Source organism: Aureimonas phyllosphaerae (assembly GCF_900113065.1).
In the GTDB taxonomy this organism is placed as follows: Bacteria; Pseudomonadota; Alphaproteobacteria; order Rhizobiales; family Rhizobiaceae; genus Aureimonas; species Aureimonas phyllosphaerae.
The window spans coordinates 626,618-645,493 of sequence record NZ_FOOA01000001.1; the positions used below are offsets into that span (position 1 = coordinate 626,618).

16 protein-coding genes are annotated in these 18,876 nt (G+C 67.6%); 9 read left to right on the forward strand and 7 right to left on the reverse strand.

Going from position 1 to position 18,876, the window contains the following annotated elements:
- The first annotated feature begins 5 nt into the window (after positions 1-5).
- Positions 6-1,604: a DHA2 family efflux MFS transporter permease subunit gene (locus BM175_RS03035; RefSeq protein WP_090958966.1), complete on the forward strand. Its 1,599-nt coding sequence runs from the start codon at positions 6-8 to the stop codon at positions 1,602-1,604.
- A 172-nt stretch (positions 1,605-1,776) separates the two neighbouring features.
- Here BM175_RS03035 and BM175_RS03040 read toward each other — a convergent pair whose 3' ends face one another.
- Positions 1,777-2,658 carry an oxidoreductase gene (locus BM175_RS03040; protein WP_090958968.1) on the reverse strand — a complete coding sequence of 294 codons (882 nt, stop codon included), beginning with the start codon at positions 2,656-2,658 and terminating at the stop codon, positions 1,777-1,779.
- An 83-nt stretch (positions 2,659-2,741) separates the two neighbouring features.
- Between BM175_RS03040 and BM175_RS03045 the strand changes: the two genes are divergently transcribed.
- A complete protein-coding gene (locus tag BM175_RS03045) occupies positions 2,742-3,704 on the forward strand; it encodes a LysR family transcriptional regulator (protein ID WP_090959199.1) in 963 nt (320 codons plus the stop codon).
- Positions 3,705-3,782: 78 nt separating this feature from the next.
- Here the strand turns inward: BM175_RS03045 and BM175_RS03050 are convergent, their stop codons facing one another.
- A complete protein-coding gene (locus BM175_RS03050; protein ID WP_090958971.1) occupies positions 3,783-4,220 on the reverse strand; it encodes a DUF6196 family protein in 438 nt (145 codons plus the stop codon).
- Positions 4,221-4,329: 109 nt separating this feature from the next.
- The gene (locus tag BM175_RS03055; protein ID WP_090958974.1) at positions 4,330-5,187 is read right to left on the reverse strand and encodes an oxidoreductase; all 858 of its coding nucleotides are present in this window, start codon (positions 5,185-5,187) and stop codon (positions 4,330-4,332) included.
- A 102-nt stretch (positions 5,188-5,289) separates the two neighbouring features.
- Here BM175_RS03055 and BM175_RS03060 point away from each other — a divergent pair, with 102 nt between their 5' ends.
- From BM175_RS03060 to BM175_RS03070, 3 genes are all read left to right on the forward strand, one after another.
- A complete protein-coding gene (locus tag BM175_RS03060) occupies positions 5,290-6,210 on the forward strand; it encodes a LysR family transcriptional regulator (RefSeq protein WP_090958977.1) in 921 nt (306 codons plus the stop codon).
- A gap of 624 nt (positions 6,211-6,834) precedes the next feature.
- Entirely contained in the window at positions 6,835-7,074 is a 240-nt protein-coding gene (locus tag BM175_RS03065) for a hypothetical protein (protein WP_090958980.1), read from the forward strand.
- A 3-nt stretch (positions 7,075-7,077) separates the two neighbouring features.
- Positions 7,078-7,653: a hypothetical protein gene (locus BM175_RS03070; RefSeq protein WP_090958981.1), complete on the forward strand. Its 576-nt coding sequence runs from the start codon at positions 7,078-7,080 to the stop codon at positions 7,651-7,653.
- Positions 7,654-7,658: 5 nt separating this feature from the next.
- On the opposite strand, the gene BM175_RS03075 is transcribed toward BM175_RS03070, so the two are convergent.
- From BM175_RS03075 to BM175_RS03090, 4 genes are all read right to left on the reverse strand, one after another.
- Positions 7,659-8,897 (reverse strand): ATP-binding protein, encoded by a 1,239-nt coding sequence (locus BM175_RS03075; RefSeq protein ID WP_090958984.1) that lies wholly within the window; start codon positions 8,895-8,897, stop codon positions 7,659-7,661.
- Complete coding sequence (locus BM175_RS03080; RefSeq protein ID WP_090958987.1) at positions 8,897-9,643, reverse strand: response regulator transcription factor; 747 nt, start codon at positions 9,641-9,643, stop codon at positions 8,897-8,899. Before BM175_RS03080 ends, BM175_RS03075 begins: the two co-directional genes overlap by 1 nt.
- A gap of 120 nt (positions 9,644-9,763) precedes the next feature.
- Positions 9,764-11,176 (reverse strand): ATP-binding protein, encoded by a 1,413-nt coding sequence (locus BM175_RS03085; protein ID WP_244545833.1) that lies wholly within the window; start codon positions 11,174-11,176, stop codon positions 9,764-9,766.
- Complete coding sequence (locus BM175_RS03090) at positions 11,173-11,892, reverse strand: response regulator (RefSeq protein WP_090958990.1); 720 nt, start codon at positions 11,890-11,892, stop codon at positions 11,173-11,175. The genes BM175_RS03085 and BM175_RS03090 overlap by 4 nt, the downstream gene beginning before the upstream one ends.
- Positions 11,893-12,116: 224 nt before the next feature.
- Between BM175_RS03090 and BM175_RS03095 the strand changes: the two genes are divergently transcribed.
- From BM175_RS03095 to BM175_RS03110, 4 genes are all read left to right on the forward strand, one after another.
- Entirely contained in the window at positions 12,117-13,385 is a 1,269-nt protein-coding gene (locus tag BM175_RS03095) for an efflux RND transporter periplasmic adaptor subunit (RefSeq protein ID WP_090958993.1), read from the forward strand.
- 4 nt (positions 13,386-13,389) lie between these two features.
- Entirely contained in the window at positions 13,390-16,527 is a 3,138-nt protein-coding gene (locus BM175_RS03100; protein ID WP_090958995.1) for an efflux RND transporter permease subunit, read from the forward strand.
- A gap of 1,509 nt (positions 16,528-18,036) precedes the next feature.
- Positions 18,037-18,417, forward strand: coding sequence for a hypothetical protein (locus BM175_RS23015; RefSeq protein ID WP_244545834.1), 381 nt, complete (start codon positions 18,037-18,039; stop codon positions 18,415-18,417).
- A 99-nt stretch (positions 18,418-18,516) separates the two neighbouring features.
- On the forward strand, positions 18,517-18,876 hold a 360-nt coding region (locus tag BM175_RS03110), incomplete at its 3' end, for an EAL domain-containing protein (RefSeq protein ID WP_139224557.1).

Sequence of the window (18,876 nt, forward strand, 5' to 3'; positions counted from 1 at the left end):
GGCCCATGCCCGCTGCGACCGCCGCCCCCGCCAAGACGGCGGGTGCCGGCAATCCATGGGTGATCGCGATCGTCGTATCGATCGCGACCTTCATGGAGGTGCTGGACACCACGATCGCCAACGTCGCGCTGCGCTACATCTCGGGCGGCCTCGGCGTCTCCTCGGACGAGGCCTCATGGGTGGTGACGACCTATCTCGTCTCCAACGCCATCACGCTGACGGCCTCCTCGTTCATCGCCAAGCGCTACGGGCGCAAGCGGTTCTATCTCGCCTGCCTTGCCGTCTTCACCATCTCCTCGGTCCTGTGCGGTCTTGCCTGGAACATCGAGTCCCTCCTGTTCTTCCGCATCCTTCAGGGGTTTGCCGGCGGCGGCATGGTGCCGATCTCGCAGTCGATCCTCGCCGACTCGTTTCCGCCGGAGAAACGCGGCCAGGCCTTCGCTCTGTTCGGCGTTGCCGTGGTCGTCGCGCCGGTCGTCGGGCCGACACTCGGCGGCTGGCTTTCGGACAACGTCTCTTGGCACTGGTGCTTCCTGATCAACGGTCCGGTCGGCGTCCTCGCCTTCGCGCTGGTCTGGTTCCTCGTCACCGAGTCAGACGAGGCGCGGCAGGAGCGCGAGACGATCCGGAAAAAGGGCATCCGCTTCGACCTCGTCGGCTTCCTCGCCGTCGCGACCTTCCTCGGCGCTTTGGAACTGGTGCTTGACCGCGGCCAGACGGAAGACTGGTTCGGCTCGAACTTCATCATCATCTCGGCGACCGTCTGCGTCCTCGCCTTCCTGTTCATGATCCCCTGGGAGCTCCGCCACGAGAACCCGGTGGTGGATCTGCGCATGATCGCCAGCCGGCAGTTCGGCTCGTGCTTCCTCGTGATGATGGCGACCGGCGCGATCCTGATCGCCACGACCCAGTTCGTGCCCGAACTCCTGCAGAGCTTCTACGGCTACACGGCGACCTGGGCTGGCCTTGCCCTGTCGCCGGGCGGCATCGTCACCATGACCATGATGTTCGTGGTCGGCCGGGTGACCGCGGTCGTTCAGCCGAAATACCTGATCGCGCTCGGAGCCGCGATCGTGGCCGCCGCGATGTGGGACCTCACGCGGCTCTCGCCGGACGTCAATTTCGGCTACTTCGTCTGGTCGCGCATCTTCGTCGGCCTCGGCCTACCGCTGATCTTCATCCCCATCACCACGGCCTCCTACGACGGCATTCCAAAGAACAAGACCGATCAGGCCTCGGCCCTCATCAACGTCGCGCGCAATGTCGGTGGGTCGATCGGCGTGTCGATCGCTCAGAACACGCTGGCCTTCCGCGAGCAGTTCCACCAAAGCCGCCTCGTCGAGCACATCACCCCGTCGAGCCCCGCCTATCACCAGACGATGGAGGCGACGGTCGCGATGCTTCGCGCGCGCGGCCTGTCGGCCTCGGAGGCCGAACAGGGCGCCATCGCGCTGATCGGGCAGACGCTGCAGCAGCAGGTCGGCTATCTCGCCTATATCGACGTCTTCCACGTCCTGATGCTGATCTCCCTCTGCGCTGTGCCGCTGGCCCTGATCCTGCGCAACGTGAAGGGAGGCGGAGGCGCGCCAGCAGGCGCGCACTGAGCCGGAACACCTTGCGGCTAAGGCCCGATCATCACGCGTTCCGCGGCGGCTGGGCAGGATCGTGCTTCCGGCTTTTCGCCAGTTCCTGGCCATTCCCAGGGCACCCGTGGAAGCGGCCTTCGAGGGGCGAAGCCAAGGCTGTGCTCTGAAAGCGAGGCCCCTCCTTACGCCCTCAACCCGCGTCGAGAAGCCCGTCCAGCTGGCGGACGTGTTCCGCCGACAGCTGCAACGATGCCGCCGCGACATTTGCATGGAGATGGGCACGGCGCGATGTGCCGGGGATGACGAGAATGTTGGGGCTGCGCTGGAGAAGCCAGGCCAGGGCGACCGCTTGGGATGTCTCGCCGATCGAGGCGGCAACCGCCGTCAGACGATCCGTCTGAAGCAGCGTGAAACCGCCGAGCGGGAAGTAGGGGACATAGGCGATCCCGTCCGCGGCCAATGCGTCGATCATCGCATCGTCGGTGCGGTGGACGAGGTTGTAGTGGTTCTGTACGCAGACGATCGGCGCGATCTCGCGGGCGATGGCAAGCTGACGCTCGTCCACCGTGCTGATGCCGATATGCTTCAGCAACCCCTCCTGCTGCATCCGGCGCATGGCCTCCATCGGAGCGGCCACGTCGTCTTCGGGGGCGCCCATGCGCAGATTGACGACCGCCATCCGGTCCAGACCGAGGTTGCGCAGGTTGTCCTCGACCGAGCGCCGAAGGAAGTCGGCGTCACGCTGGAGGATCCATCCGCCCGTCTCGTCGCGATAGGCGCCGACCTTGGTGACGATCGCCAGATCGGCGTCGTAGGGATGCAGCGCTTCGCGGATGAGGCGGTTGGTGACGTGCGGCCCGTAGAAGTCGCTGGTATCGATGTGGTCGATGCCGAGCCGGCGCGCTTCCTGAAGGACGGCCCTCGCCTCTTCGGGATCGCGCGGCTCACCGAAGACATGCGGTCCGGCAAGCTGCATGGCGCCGTAGCCCATGCGGTTCACCGAGATCGACGTGCCGGGAAAGGTGAAGCGGCCGGCGGCTGCTGCATTCGGTCGGGTCGTGGCATCGGACATGACAGGTCTCCTTGCTGATGGGCGCAAGGTGCCTGTTCGGCGAGGATTTGATAATCGACGTCCGGGCGAATAGCCTGTTCGCCATGCCGATCAGTGAACGCTCCGCCTCCTTCGACGATCTCCATGTGTTTCTCGCCGTCGTCGAGGCTGCGGGCTTTCGCGTCGCGGCGAGGCGCCTTGGCCTGTCGCCGTCCACGGTCAGCGAGACCATTTCGCGGCTCGAGGCCCAGGTCGGCGTCCCGCTCCTGACGCGAACCACGCGCAGCGTGGTGCCGACCGAAGCGGGTTCTGCCTTCGCGGCGCGGCTGGCGCCGCTCTTCGGCGAAGCCCTTGCAGCCATGCGGGACGTCGCCAACTCGAAGGACGTCGTGCGCGGTCGCCTGAAGCTCAACGTTCCGGGCGCCGTGATGCGGGACATCCTGCCTCCGCTGGTCGACCGCTTCCTTAAGCGCCATCCGGAAGTCCAGGTGGAGATCGTGGTGGAAGACCGGCTGGTCGACATAACGGCCGCCGGCTGCGATGCGGGCATTCGCTACGGGGAACACCTCGAACAGGACATGATCGCGGTGCCGATCGGACCCCGGCATCAGGAAAGCGGCCTTGCGGCTGCCCCGTCCTACCTCGCGCGGCATCCCGTCCCGAAGCATCCGCGAGACCTGCTCGACCACGCGTGCCTGCGCATCCGCTTCGCCGGAGCGGCGTTGAACGCATGGGAGTTCGAGAAGGGCGGCGAGACCATCCGCGTCGATCCGCCCGCGCGGATCATCCTCGGGACGGCCGGCGTCGAGGCCCTCATCCACCATGCGCTGACGGGCCAGGGCGTCCTCTATTCGTTCCGCAACTGGCTCGACCCGCATCTTGCGTCCGGGGCGCTTGTGCCCCTTCTCCGCGACTGGTGGCCGAGATACGACGGGCCGCGTCTCTACTTCTCCAGCCGCTTCATGCCAGCGCCCCTCCGGGCGTTCGTGGACGTGGTCCACGAACAGTCCGCCGCGCCACCGGCATCGGCAGACATTCGAGGACGGCCTCCTGCTACGGGGAAATGACCTGGCCGTCAGATCCGTCTGTCACCCGGGAACGGCAGAACGCTCCGAAGTCTATTGTCTCGACCCTCGTCGACCTCGTCAGGCTTCCGGCCTGTTCATTCGCCGGACCTCTTCGAACACCGCGTCGGCAAGGACCGACGGAGCTCCCCAGTAGTCGTAGACCCCACCGCGCGCTGCGTTGTGGCCGCAGACGACGAAGACGCCGGTGCCGAAGCGTGCCTTGAGATGACTCGCCAACCAGCCGACGAAGCCACTGTTGTCCTGGCCCTCGGGGAAATGGAAGCTGAACAGGCCGAACGTCTCGCGGTCGGCATCGTGCGCCGGGACGAGCTGGCTCCAGCCGTCCTCGTCCCGGATCAAGGCAAGGGCCTCGGGCGATGCGGCCGTTGGAAACTCCGCGAGCGCGAACTCGCGGAAGCACCAACGCCCGTCCACGATATCGAGCGTCGCGTCGGCGATCACGCGTCGAAGGCGAGTCTCGATCTGTTCTGCGGTCTCGACGGAAATATCGACCATCCGGTTTTCTTTCAGTATCGCAAGTGGCCCGTTGCAGGCCGTTGCCGCGGTTTCGCCCGAGCACGATGATCCCATCGACGCATCAGGCCGCAAGGGACAGGCGCCCCCTTCAGGACGACCGCTCGGCCATGAAGTCGGTGCTGCGCGTCACCTCCTCCCAGGCATCCGTTTCCGCTCGCATCGCGTCCAGCTTCTGGCGCAACTGGTCCAGCGCGTCGCCGCCGATCAGGAGATGGACCGGAGGCCGCTCCGCCTCGACCGCCCGGATGATCGCTCGCGCGCCGCGCACGGGGTCGCCGACCTGCTTGCCATGTCCGGCCTGCGTGCCGGCGCGGGCCCGACCGGCGGTCTCGGCATAATCGTCGATGACCCGGGCTGCCTGCCTGATCGAGTCGGGCCCGCGGAAGCCGGTCCGGAAGGCGCCTGGCGCCACGACCGTCACCGCGATGCCAAGCGGCGACAACTCCTTGGCGAGCGTCTCGGACATGGCCTCCACGCCGAACTTGACCATGTGGTAGTAGCCCACACCTGGATAGGTGACGATCCCGCCGATCGAGCTGATGTTGACGATGTGGCCCTTCCGGCGGGCCCGCATCCCGGGCAGGACTGCCTTGATGACGTCGATCGCCCCGAACAGGTTGGTCTCGAAGAGAGCGCGGACGTCCTCGTCCGCTCCCTCCTCGATGGCGCCAAGATATCCGTATCCCGCGTTGTTCACGAGGACATCGATCCGTCCGAAACGCGCCGTCGCCTCCTCGACCGCCGATGCGACCTGCCGCCCGTCGACGACGTCGAGAGCGACGGCCGTTGCCCGGTCGCCGGCTTCGGCCACGATGTCGGCCACATCGGCTGGCCGCCGGGCCGCAAGCACCACCTTGTAACCGGCAGCGAGCACCTCACGCGCAAGGGCACGGCCGAGGCCGCGGGATGCGCCGGTGATCATCCAGACCGCATCGGGATTCAACATGATGGATCTCCATCCGTTCGTTTCGATGCCAACGAACTAGCGATCAGAACGCCGTTCGATTAGACGGTCCGGATCGCAAGGGTCGTTGAACGAGATCGAACGATGCCAGCTTACAGTCTCAACGATCTCGCGGCCTTCGCGACCGTCGCCGGTCAAGGGAGCTACACCCGCGCCGCCGCAGCGCTCGGCACCTCGAAATCCAACCTCAGCCATACGATCCGCCGACTGGAGACGGCCTTGGGGTATCGTCTGCTCCAGCGCACGAGCCGCAGCGTCGCACCGACGGAAGCCGGCGAGGCCCTGCTGGCGACGCTTGCACCGGCGCTCGAGACGATCAGCGCCGTGCTGGACGATCTCGACCGCAACCACGACCAGGTGACGGGAACGCTACGGATCACCGCGACCCGGCAGGCGTACGAGGCCGTGATCCAGCCGATGCTCGCGAATTTCCTGTCCGATCACCCCCGGGCGGTGGTCGAGGTCCTGGTCGACTATGCCTACCGCGATATCGTCGCCGATCGCCTCGATGCCGGCATTCGGCTCGGGGAGAAACTGGAGCAGGACATGGTCGCGCTGCGGGTCGGTCCCGACCTTCGAATGGCGGTCGTGGCGGCGCCCTCCTACCTGACGGCCAAGCGTGCCCCCGTGCGGCATCCGCACGACCTCCTGGCGCACCGCTGCATCAACTATCGCATGGTCCGGGCGGGAACGATCTATGCCTGGGAGTTCGAACAGGCCGGACGGGCCCTCGACGTGCAGGTGCCGGGGCCACTCATCTTCAACGATCCCGAGTTGATGCTTGCGGCCGCCCTCGACGGCCTGGGGGTCGGATACCTCCTCGACCATGAGGTCGCCCCCCATGTGGAGGCCGGTCGCTTGGTTCGGCTGCTTGCCGACTGGACCCCGCCCTTTCCGGGGTTCCACCTTTACTACCCGTCCCGACGACAGATGCGGCCGATCCTGCGTGCCTTCATCGACCGATTGAGACAGGGCCGTCAGGACGGGTCCGCCCCTTCCGGCTGATCGCGGCGACACGCTTTCCGGCGGCCGGACGCGCGAAGTGGTAACGCGATGAATGCGGTTTGCGACGAGCCTTCGGGACGTTGAATGCTCAACTCTCCGCATCCCGATGCGTGGAGGCTCGCATGCCCAAGATTGAATCCAACTCCGTTGCCCTCGGCACCAAGGCGTCGGACTTCTCCTTACCCAGCCTGGGCGGGCGCGAGATCGCCCTGTCCGACTTCGCCGAAAAGGGGGCGCGGTGATCGCGATCAACTCCACGACGCCCGCCGTCGGCGCGTATCGCTAGGTCGCAGTGAAGTTCCTCCGTGAAACTGGAGGACCTTCAACGCCGCGCTCGGCCGCCGGCGCTGGGTCCTTGCTTCGTTTCACCTCCAATCCCCGGGCTCGGATCGGAAAAGGGGACCGCTCCGTAGTGGTGAACGAAGCCGCGACGGACCGCCGTTCGGAATTCATCCTGGACGGCGGCGCTACCCTCATCGCTCTCTCGGCTTCGCCCGTTCGTCCCGACCGCGACTGTGGCGCGAACAACCCGGATACCGTTCGTTACATTTCGTCACGTCGCTGACGCCCTTCGGCCTCAGGCGGGCTCCATCCCTTGGCTCGAACAACGGGAACCCGAGGGACATGAACCAGACGAAAACAGGGCCGCTGCCCTCGCGGGGCGAAGTCGCCTTCCGCTTCCTCGCCTGTACAGGCATCGCGCTCGCTCTCTACTACACGCCGGAGCTGAAGTGGTCGCCGGACGCGGCGACGGTCCAAACCGACGCCACACTCACGGCCCCCGTGCCGGAACCGTCGCTCGAAGCCTGTGCCGGTCGCGACAACCGCGATCTCCTGATCGATGCGGCGATGCGGGCGAACTGAGCGATGGGCGTCGTCGGCAGCTTCCTCCGTCGCCTTCTCGTTCAGGCCCTCGTCTCCGGCACGGTCATGGCGGGCCTCCAGATCGCCGTACGCTTGGGCCCGGAAATGTTCGGGCCGTCGGCGCCGACAGCCGCGATCCAAGAACCGACGGGCATCAACGCGCCCGCCGCCACGCCCACGCCGACGCCCCTTTTCGTGCAGGACCGGACCCATGCCGACGTGAAGGCCGCACGCTTCCCTGTCTGGCAGGAGCGCGAGGCGCGGGTGGCGACGATCCTGTCGCGTCAACCCGCTTCCAGGAAATCGGAGGCGGGACCCGGCGACGTCATGCTGTTCGATCGCTGCCGGCCGGACTGCGAGTCCCGCGATCCCCTGCTGGCATCCAACCGGCGACCCATGACGACACCTGCACCGGCAGTAGCACCAAAGGTGCTGGACGACGTCACGGTGTCGTCCGCTCCGGAAGCGGTGGCATTCGAGGCCGCTCCGAGCGAAGGCATCGTCGCCACGGCGGCGCGCGGCGGCTTGTCGGTCGCCCGACGCCTCGTTGGGACCGCCGGAAGCGTCATCGGCTGGTAGACCGATCACGGCGCGATCGGGAGCCGGACTTCCTGCCGCAGGCCGCCGCCCGCGCGATTGGCCAGGGTGATCCGCCCCCCTTGCCGCTCGATGATCTCGCGGGCGATGGCAAGCCCCAGCCCCGCACCACCGGCCGTCTTCTGCCGAGCTTGGTCGACGCTGAAGAAGGGCTCAAAGACGCGCGTCATCAGATGCGCGGGAATGCCCGGACCGTCGTCCTCGATCACGATCAAGACGGCCTCCGCCTCCATTTCCACGTTGACCCGCGCGCCGCCGCCATGCCGGGCAGCGTTCTCCACGAGGTTGCGCAGGGCCCGCTTGAGGGCCAGCGGCTGCGCCTCGACACTGGCGTCGATCGGACCGGCCACCGACGCCTGCAAGCCGATATCTGCCAGTTCCCCGGCGATCGCCTCGAGCATGGCGTCCAACCCGACACGCTCGAACGAGGACGGGTCCGTCTCCTCCCGGACGAGGCGGATGGCGCTGTCGGCGATCGCGTCGAGTTCGGCGAGGTCGCGCAGCCAGACCGCGCGGTCCGCCTCCGGCAGGAACTCGGCTCGCAGGCGAAGCCGCGTCATCGGCGTGCGCAGGTCGTGGCCCGCCGCCGCGATGAAGCGCATCCGCCCTTCGTACGCGGCGGACAATCGAGCCGACAGGGCGTTGAACGAGCGGGCGATCGACCGCTCTTCCGGCGTCCCGCGCTCCGGGATCGATGCCAGCGTGCCATCGGCGCGCACGCTCGCGATGATGCGCTCCATCAGGCGAACCGGCCGCAGGATGCGCGCGGCGATCGGCACCGCGATCGCCATCGCGCCGAGGATTACGAGAAGGCCGTAGCTCGCGAGCGGCCGGACCGGCGACGGCGGTCCGCTCGGCAGGGTCATACGCGCCCATTCCGTGTCGGTGACGAGAAAGGCCACCTGCCGCGTCCGCTCGCCCGTCGTTTCCGCGACCACGGGCAGCGCGCTCCCGATCGAGCGAAGGGCGTCCGCAATCTCCCGTGTGGTGTCGTCATCGCGCGAGGCAGAGGATGGCGGCGGCGAGAGCTGGAGTCCTGCGCTCCGGGCCCGCTCCGGCGAGCCGTCGACGAGCCGGGCGACGGCGCTCATGGCTTCCGCTATGCTCCGGGCGCGCATACCGTCGTCGGGACCGTCGATGACGAGGGCCGTCACGCCGGCCGCCAGGACCACGACCGCGACGATGGCCGCGACGAGAAGACCGATCAGGCGCGTGCGCAGCGACATCAGCGGTCCCGCATCTCCCGAACCACGCGCGCGGAGAACTGGTAGCCGCCGTTGCGCACGGTCTTGAACAGTTTGAAGACGCCGTTGTCGCCGAACTTGCGGCGAAGGCGGCTCATCGCGACGTCCACCGTGCGATCGAGCGGGTCGGGCGACGCACGCCCGTAGAGATGTTCGGAGACCGTATCGCGCGACAAGAGCCGACCGGGGCGGTCGAGGAAGATGCGCAGGAGGTCGAACTCCGACCCGGTCAACGGGACGTCCCGTCCCTCGGGATCGAGGACGGACCGCGAGACGGTGTCGGCGACATAACCCTCGAAGCGATAGCGCGCGTCCGGTGAGCCTTGGGCGGCGGGCGAAGTCTCCGAGCTGTCGTCCCCGGCCAACCGGCCCTGCCGCCGCAGGACGGCCCGGATGCGGGCGACGAGCTCGCGTGGGTTGAACGGCTTGCCGAGGTAGTCGTCGGCACCGAGCTCGAGGCCGATGATGCGGTCGACGTCTTCCTTCAGGGCCGTCAGCAGGATCACGGGTAGCGACGGCCTGCGGTTTCGCAGGCGACGGCAGACGTCGAGGCCCGAGCCGTCGGGCATCATTACGTCGAGTACGACGAGATCGATGCCGCCGGCGCCCGCGACGCGCTCGCACTCGGAGGCGCCGGACGCGAGCCGGACTTCGAACCCCTGACCTTCGAGATAGCGCCCCAGAAGCTCGCGGATCTCCGCGTCGTCATCGACCACAAGGATGTTCATGCAACCATCCGCATTGCCTTGGAAGGGCGAGCCCGGCTGGAAGAGTATGCTGCCCATGCCGCGAACGTCACTTCCATGCGCACTGGATCAAAACCGGATTGCGGGCGTCTTGCGATCGCCTCATCGCGGCAGACGGATCGCAGCTTCCAGCCCTCGCCCGCCGCTGCGCAAGAGGACGTCGCCGCCATGCTGCCTTGCGATCGCCCGCGCGATCGACAGGCCGAGGCCGACGCCGCCCGTCTCGGTGTTGCGGGACTCCTCGAGGCGCACGAAGGGCGCGAAGACGTCCTCCAGACGATCGGCCGGAATGCCCGGTCCCCGATCGCGAACGCGGATCTCCACGCCGTCCGCCGCCGAAGTCAGCGAGACGTTCGCCTCTCTGCCGTAACGCACCGCGTTCTCGATGAGGTTGCGCAGGGCCCGGCGCAGGCTGTCGGGCCGGCAGCGGCAGGTGATGCGGCCCCCCTCCTCGAACCGTACGTCGTTGCCGACCTCGGCAAGGTCTTCGCAGAGGCTTTCGACGAGGGTCCCGAGATCCACCGTTCGGGTGGGCTCCGTCTCGCTCTCCTGCCGGGCGAGGGCCAGGATCGCTTCGGTCATCGCGCGCATCTCCTCGATCGTGGCGAACATGCGCGCCTGCAGCTCTTCGTCCTCGACGAACTCCGCCCGCAGGCGAAGCGTCGTCAGCGGCGTTCGCAGGTCATGGCCAATCGCACCGAGCATCCGCGTCCGGTCCTGCACGAACCGGTGGAGACGTTCCTGCATCCGGTTGAAAGCCTCCGCCGTGTGGCGGATGTCGTCCGGTCCCGTTTCCGGAAGCGGCTCCAGTACCTCGCCGCGCCCCAGTGTCTCGGCTGCTTGCGTGAGGCGGGCGAGCGGCTCGGCGATGCGCCGGATCACGACGATCGCGACAAGGGCGACGAGCCCTGCCGTCAGCGCGAAGGTCATCGGGAACGGTGTCGAGAGGATCGAACCCGTGAAGTGGTTGTAGTAGGCGGCGTTGAAGGTCGTCCCGTCACCGAGCGGTACGGAGAAGCCGACGCCGAGATCGTCGGAGAAGGCGAGCGCGCGTGCGCCGGTCGGCAGGTTGGCCGGCCAGTTGGCGGGCGGCGACTGCTCGTCCGCGACCTCGGCGGAGGCGAGAGCGGACGCGGCCTCGCCGGGCTCGCGGCCTTCCGCAAGGGCGACGCCCTCGGAGGCCTCGAGGAGGCGGGCCAGGGGCGTCGCGAACTGGGCGCGCATTTCGCCGAGCCAGACCGGGGAGCCAGGCTCCGTTGCCGGCGCGATCCAGAAGCGGGTGCCGTCGGTCGCGCTGGCGCGTGCGATGCGCTCGCGCACATCGGCCGGAAGCGAGGCGACGAGGCGGGCGAGCGACTGGGTCCGGTTGGTGAACTCGGCGCGGTCGCCCGCCTCGAGCACCTGCTTGCGCTCCTGCCAGACGAACAGGAAGGACACCGCCTGCGACAGGAGCAGCGCGCCGAGAAGCGCGGCGACGAGCTGTCCCGACAGGGTCTTGTGCCACCACGACATCATGCGGACACCACCTCGGCGGCCAGCCGATAGCCGCCGCCCCAATGCGTCTGGATCAGAGACGGGTTCTTCGGGTCCGCCTCCACCTTCTTGCGCAGTCGGCTCACCTGATTGTCGATCGAGCGATCGAAGACGTCGCCTTCGCGGCCGGTCGTCAGGTCGAGCAACTGATCGCGTGTCATCACCAGTCCGGGATGCTCCACGAAGACCTTGAGCAGGCGGAATTCGGCAGTCGAGAGCGACACGGTCACCCCGTCCGTCCCCTGCAGCTCGCGACGTCCGAGATCGAGCAGCCAGTCGGCAAAGCGCACCCGCTGGTTTAACGGCAGCTCGCGGTGGGGCGGCACGGCGTTGACGCGCCGGAGCACGGCCTTGATGCGAGCCAGGAGTTCGCGCGCGGAAAACGGCTTCGTCAGGTAGTCGTCCGCGCCGAGTTCCAGCCCGACGATGCGGTCGGTCTCGTCGGCGACGGCCGTGAGGAAGATGATCGGCACGCTGTTGGTGGCGCGCAGTTCGCGGCACACCGTCAGCCCGTCCTCGTCCGGCATCATGATGTCGAGGACGATGAGGTCGAAGCGCTCGATCAGGAGCAGGCGGCGGAGCGCGCGCCCTCCATCCGCCACGCTGACGCGAAAACCCTGCTGGACGAGGTACTTGCGGACGAGATCCCGGATCTCGCGATGGTCGTCGACCACGCAGATGTGGGGAACGGCGGACATGGCGGCTCGGCTTCCTTCGCGAATGGTGCCCCCCGGCTCTACACCGGCGGCGCCGGACGGTGGCGGAAAGTTTGTATCCGAATGTACCGGAGCGGCGTGCCGGGGCCCTCTCGATACAATTTGCGACAAAGCGCCAAGGGGATGACACACCTCGCCGTGCCGCAGCGCGGTATGACCGATGTCAAACTGGCGGGGCCTTGTCCTCGCGCCTCCGATAGGTCCCGATGCTTCCTCCACACCGTACACCCTTTCGCCGTGCCGCGGCGCTGCTGATCGGCCTTGCCGCCCTCTCGTCGCTGGCGGCGTGCAATCAGCCGGAGGCCGCCGCTCCGTCCCGGGCGTCCGCTCCGCCGCCGGAGGTCGGCTTCGTCACGCTCCGACCTCAGCCGGTGACGCTTCAGAGCGACATGGCCGGCCGCGTCGTCGCCTTCCGCACCGCCGAGATCCGCCCGCAGGTCGGCGGGATCGTGGTGGAGCGCGTGTTCGAACCGGGGAGCGCGGTCAAGGCGGGCGACATCCTGTTCCGCCTCGACCGGAAGCCCTTCGAGGCTCAGCTTGCGGCGGCCGAGGCGACGTTGACGAAGGCGCAGGCCGCGCTGCCGAGCGTCCAGGCCAAGGCCGAGCGCTACGCCAACCTGTCGGCCTCGACCGTGATCAGCCAGCAGGACAAGGAGGATGCACAGTCGCTGTTCCTGCAAACGGAGGCGGACATCGCCGTCGCGCAGGCCGCCGTCGAGACGGCCCGCATCAACCTCGGCTATGCGGAGATCCGCGCCCCGATCGACGGCGTGATCGGCACCACGGACATCGACGCCGGCACCCTTCTCACCGCAGGACAGGCCGAGGCGCTCGCGACGATCCGACAACTCGACCCGGTTTATGTCGACCTCACCGAATCCTCCGGAAACCTCATCCGCAACCGGGCCGCCCTCGAGACGGGCGCGTTCCGCTCGGCCTTCGGCGACACAGCCTCACCGCCGAAGATCTCGCTGAGCCTGCCCGACGGCACGCCCTACGCCGCGACCGGAACGCTGGAAGCGCGAGAACGCTTCGTCTCCGAGACGACCAGCAGCTTCACCATCCGCGCGCGCTTCGCGAACCCGCAGGCCTTTCTCCTCCCCGGCCAGTACGTGCGCGCCACGCTCGAGATCGGCTTCGACGACCAGGGCTTTTTGGTGCCGCAGCGCGCCGTCTCGCGCAACAACAAGGGCGAGGCGACGGCGAGTTTCCTGAAGCCCGACAACTCGGTGGAAAGCCGCGTGATCCAGACATCCACCGATCTCGGCGGCAACTGGGTGGTGACGGGAGGCGTCTCGGACGGCGACCGCCTTGTCGTGGATGGTTTCCAGAAGATGCAGCCCGGCAAGCCTGTGACCCCGGTCGAGGTGGCGCTGGACGAGAACGGCGTCGCGCGCCCGGTCGGCGCCGGTGCGACGCAAGGCGCCGATCAGGTCGCCGCTCGCGGTGACGCGGCGACGAAGGCGCAGGACTGAAGCGATGGCCCAGTTCTTCATCCGCCGCCCCGTCTTCGCCTGGGTCATCGCCATCGCCATCATGCTCGGCGGCCTCCTCGGCCTGTACCAGCTTTCCATCTCGCGCTATCCCGACATCGCCCCGCCCAACGTGCGCATCTCGGCGACCTATCCCGGCGCGAGCGCGCAGACGCTCGAGAACTCGGTCACCAAGATCATCGAGCAGAACATGACCGGGCTCGATGGGCTCCTCTACATGGCGTCGAACTCGACCTCGGCGGGATCGGCCTCCATCACCCTCACCTTCCAGAACGGGACCGACCCGGACATCGCGCAGGTCCAGACGCAGAACAAGCTTGCCCAGGTCACCTCTCAGCTTCCCGAAGCCGTGCAGCGGCAGGGGCTGACGGTCTCGAAGTCCTCGTCCGGCATCCTGATGGTGGCCGCCCTCACGTCGGCCAACCCGCGCTACAGTTCGATCGACCTTGCCGACCTCGTATCAACCAACCTCGAGGACGCGATCCGCCGCGTGCCGGGCGTCGGCGACCTGAACCTCTTCGGCTCGGGCTATGCCATGCGCGTCTGGCTGGACCCCGCCAAGCTCGCCCAGTTCCAGCTGACGCCGGGCGACGTGACGTCCGCCATCGGCGCGCAGAACAGCCAGGTCTCTGTCGGCCAGCTGGGCGCCACGCCCTCCGCGCCCGGCGCGCAGATGAACTTCACCATCACCTCGCAAAGCCAGCTCCAGACGCCGGACCAGTTCCGCTCGATCATCCTGAAGACCGCAACGGACGGCTCGCTGGTGACGATCGGCGATGTGGCCCGTGTCGAGATCGGCGCGGAAAGCTACAACACCAGCGCCCGCTACAACGGTCAGCCGGCCGCCGGTTTCGGCGTGAACCTTGCCGCCGGCGCCAACGCGATCGATACGGCGGAAGGCGTCGTGGCCGCGATGGAGCGGCTGAAGGGCTCGCTGCCCTCGGACGTCGAGATCGTCTATCCCAACGACACGACGCCCTTCGTGAAGCTGTCGATCGAGAAGGTCGTCCATACCTTGATTGAGGCGGTCGTCCTCGTCTTCGTCGTGATGCTCCTGTTCCTCCAGAACTGGCGCGCGACGCTGATCCCGACCATCGCCGTGCCCGTCGTCCTCCTTGGCACCCTCGGCGTCCTCGCGGTGGCCGGCTATTCCATCAACACGCTGACGATGTTCGCCATGGTCCTCGCCATTGGCCTCCTCGTCGACGATGCGATCGTCGTCGTGGAGAACGTCGAGCGCGTCATGGAGGAGGAAGGCCTCGGCCCCCGCGAGGCGACCGAGAAGTCGATGCGCGAGATCACGGGAGCGCTCGTCGGCATCGCGCTGGTCCTGTCGGCCGTCTTCCTGCCCATGGCCTTCTTCGGCGGCTCCGTCGGCATCATCTACCAGCAGTTCTCGATCACCATCGTCACGGCGATGCTCCTGTCGGTGGTGGTGGCCGTGGTGCTGACGCCCGCGCTTTGCGCGACGCTCTTGAAGCCGGCGCACGGGGCGAGCAAGAACTGGTTCTTCCGTGGTTTCAACCGCGGCTTCGGCGCGCTGACGAACGGCTACGAACGTGCGACCGGCGGTCTCCTTGCCCGCCCCCTTCGCGTGCTTTTCGTGTTTCTTCTGATCTGCGGCGGCACGGCGTATCTCTTCAACCGCCTGCCCTCGTCGTTCCTGCCGCCGGAGGACCAAGGCGTCCTGATGACGCAGATCGAGCTGCCCGTGGGCGCGACACGGGCGCGCACGATCGAGGTGCTGAGCCAGGTCGAGCAGTACTATCTCACGCAGGAGGCGACCAACGTCGAAGGGGTGTTCGCCACCCAGGGCTTCTCCTTCGGCGGCCAGGGGCAGAACCTTGCGATGGCCTTCGTCCGGCTGAAGCCCTTCGACGAGCGGACGGCCGATGGACAGGATTCCGCGTCGATCGCAGGTCGGGCGATGCGCGCCTTCGCCAAGATCCGGGACGCGCGCGTCGTGGCGCTGTCGCCGCCGGCCCTTCCCGGCCTCGGGCAGTCCGGCGGCTTCGAGCTCTATCTTCAGGACTCGGGCGGCCAGGGGCCGAGCGCGCTGGCCGACGCCGGGCAACGCCTCCTGCAGGCGGCAGGCTCCGACCCGATCCTGACGGGCGTTCGCCGCAACGGAACGCCGACGCAGCCACAGCTGGATGTCGAGATCGACCACCAGATGGCGGGCGCGCTCGGCATCGACGTCGCGGCCGTCAACGACGTCCTGTCGAAGGCCTGGGCCGGCGCCTACGTCAACGACTTCGACAACAACGGTCGCATCAAGCCGGTCTATGTCCAGGCCGATGCGCCCTTCCGCATGCTGCCGAGCGACCTGAACCGTTGGTACGCGCGCAACGACACGGGCGAGATGGTGCCCTTCTCCGCCTTCACGCAGGTCGGCTGGGACCAGGGCCCGGCGCGGCTGGAGCGCTTCAACGGCCTCAGCGCCGTGAACATCCAAGGCCAGGCCGCAAGCGGCACGTCCTCGGGCGAGGCCATGGCGCGAATGGAACAGCTCGTCGCCGATCTCGGACCCGGCTGGACGGTGGACTGGAGCGGCCTGTCCTACCAGGAGCGGCTTTCGGGCTCGCAGGCGCCGCTCCTCTACGCGCTGTCCGTCCTCGTCGTCTTCCTGTGCCTTGCCGCACTCTACGAGAGCTGGACCGTGCCCTTCTCGGTGATCCTCGCCGTTCCGATCGGCGTCTTCGGTGCGCTGGTCGCGGCGAGCATGAGCGGCCTGTCGAACGACATTTATTTCAAGGTCGGCCTGCTGACGACGATCGGCCTGGCCGCCAAGAACGCCATCTTGATCGTCGAGTTCGCGCGCGACCTCCATGCGGCCGGCAAGCCGCTGGTGGAGGCGACGCTGGAGGCGGCGCGCCTGCGCCTGCGCCCTATTCTGATGACGTCGTTCGCCTTCATCCTCGGCGTCCTGCCGCTCGCCATCTCGACGGGCGCGGGTGCGGGCGTCCAGCGGGCGATCGGCATCGGCGTCATGGGCGGCATGATCGCCGCGACCGCGCTCGGCATCTTCTTCGTGCCGCTGTTCTTCGCCGCCGTGATGCGCGTCAGCGCGGGGCTGTCGCGACGCCCTGCGGCACCTCCCCTCGCGCCCGAACCCGCCGAATGATCATCGGTGGGAACTGACGCCCGCACCCTAAAGCACGCCCCCAGCCTCGCCCGCCGGGAGCGTCGCCAAGTGTCGGGACCTTGATCGGACCGCGAAGTTCGCCGTCGGTGGCATGATGGCTGCAACCCTTCAGGCCGGAGAGCAGCCCACGGCATCGGACAGGCGATGGCGGAACGTCGAAGCCTCGCTACGCCGATGGCGGAAGCCACCTGTCCTTCCCCGCGTCTCACTCTCATCACGGCGCGGTCGATGCGGCGGCGATACCGGACGAACCGACCGGCTTCGCGACGCGGCCCCACGAGGATGGACGGCCTCGGCGTCGGGTTCGACATGGCCGTTCCTAACCATCCGCTCTTTCGTCGGAGGCCGTTCCGACACGACATCCGGTCGGCATTCAGCTCACGGACCCATCGGCACCGGCGGTCGTACGTTCCGCGGTTTCTCCGCCGGTATCGAGCGCTGGAGTCACGGCGACACATCCACTTGCCCGGCTTGACGACGATCCCTTCGGGCTCGTGCGTGTTCGATCCTGGCCGAGTGCTCGCCAGAGGCTGGGAAGCTCGGTCCGAGGGTGGGCCACTTCCGAGGCGACAGCCAAGCGGAACGTCCGATCCGGCTTGGGGCCCATCTTGAATGCGGTCTGTGAGGCTGGACAGAGCCCGACGATATAAGAGGCCACCAACCCCAATGAACCTTCTGGGCTCAAGGCAACCGCAGAAGGGAGGGGGAGCCGTCCGCTAAGCCCTTTTCAATGGCGCTACACACCCCTTGGCTCTTTCCAAGTCGCGGAAACAAACCTACAGCTCACCGCAACCACCTGTTAAGCAAGTATTCCTTTCTATTTTAAAGGACTGACACTGCAAGTTATTTTCGATCGTCTCTGTCCTGCAAGCTTGCGCTTGTGACCATGCGTCATTGGAGAGAGACATGAAACGGTATCAGACACGTCTGGCTGCCACGCTCTTCGGTTGTGCAGCATTCATCATCGCAGCGCCGTCCGCACAGGCCCAGTTCGGTGGAGGCCTTGCCGGCGGACTTGGCGGATCGATCGGAGGCAACGGCAGTATCGGCGCCGGCCTCGGGGGGTCCCTTGGCGGCGGCAGCGGGCTCGGGGTCGGCGTCGGCGCCTCGCTCGGCGGCGATCGCGGGATCGGGGCCGGCGCCGGAGCTTCCATCGGCGGCAGCAGGGGCACCAATGTCGGCACGGGAGCGTCGCTGGGCGGCGGGCAAGGCGTGAACGCCGGCGCGGGGGCATCCGTCAGAGGATCGAAAGGTGTCGGGGCTGGCGTCGGGGCGTCGATCGGCGGCGCGTCCGGCGTCGGGGCCGGGGCCGGCGCCTCGGTCGGTGGATCGAAGGGCATCGGGGCTGATGTTGGCGCATCCGTTGGTGGAAGCCGCGGCATAGGAGCCGGGATCGGGGCTTCGGTCGGAGGACGTGATGGCATCAATGCCGGGGTGGGTGCCAATGTGGGCGGCAGTCGTGGGATCGGTGCCGGTGTCGGTGCATCCGTGGGCGGCAGCAACGGCATCGGTGCCGGGGTCGGCGTATCGGTCGGTGGCAATCGCCCGAGCCAACCCGGACGCGGCGACACTGTCGCCAGTCGACCCGAGGGCGGCAGGCCAGGCTCGATCGGCCGACCCACGGCGCCGGAAGGCATCGGTCAGTCCGGTCCGTTGACATCGGCTCCTCCGACCGCCCTGCGGCCGCCCGGAAGCGCCATTCCTCTTACCGGCAACATGAACCGGCGCACGCTTTCCGCGGTTCAAGGCTTCAACGACATGTCGTCGAGCGATCGGCGCAGGCTCCAAAAGCAATGCCGTTCGATCCTGAACGACCCCAACGGCAACGAATGGGATCTCGTGCAGCTCTGCAAGCTCCTGCGGTCCTGAGGGTCTCTAGTGGGTGCCGTCCGAACGTCGGGCGGCACCTGTTCCCCTTCGGTCCTTCACCCGTCGTTTCGCGATTCCCCTCCCGCATGGAGAATACGCATGCCGTCGTTTTCCCCTGCCCCTCGCGCCACCCGCCCCTTTTCGGACCTCAGTTCCCGCCTCAAGCGGGGCCGCATCTGCGAGATGCTGCAGCAACGCAGCTTCCGCGCCGCCTATCAACCGATCTTCGCGATGGCGGATGACAGGCTGGTCGGCGTCGAGGCGCTGACACGGGTCCAGGTTCGTCCGTATCGCTCCCCCGATGCGTGGTTCCGCGATGCCTATGAAGTGGGGCTTGGCCCCGATCTCGAAATCGAGACGCTGGCGACCGCTCTCGGAGGCCTGGACCTCTTCCCGACCCATATGTTTCTCGCCCTCAACGTCTCGCCCGACATCCTTCTCGATCAACGGTTCTCCCCT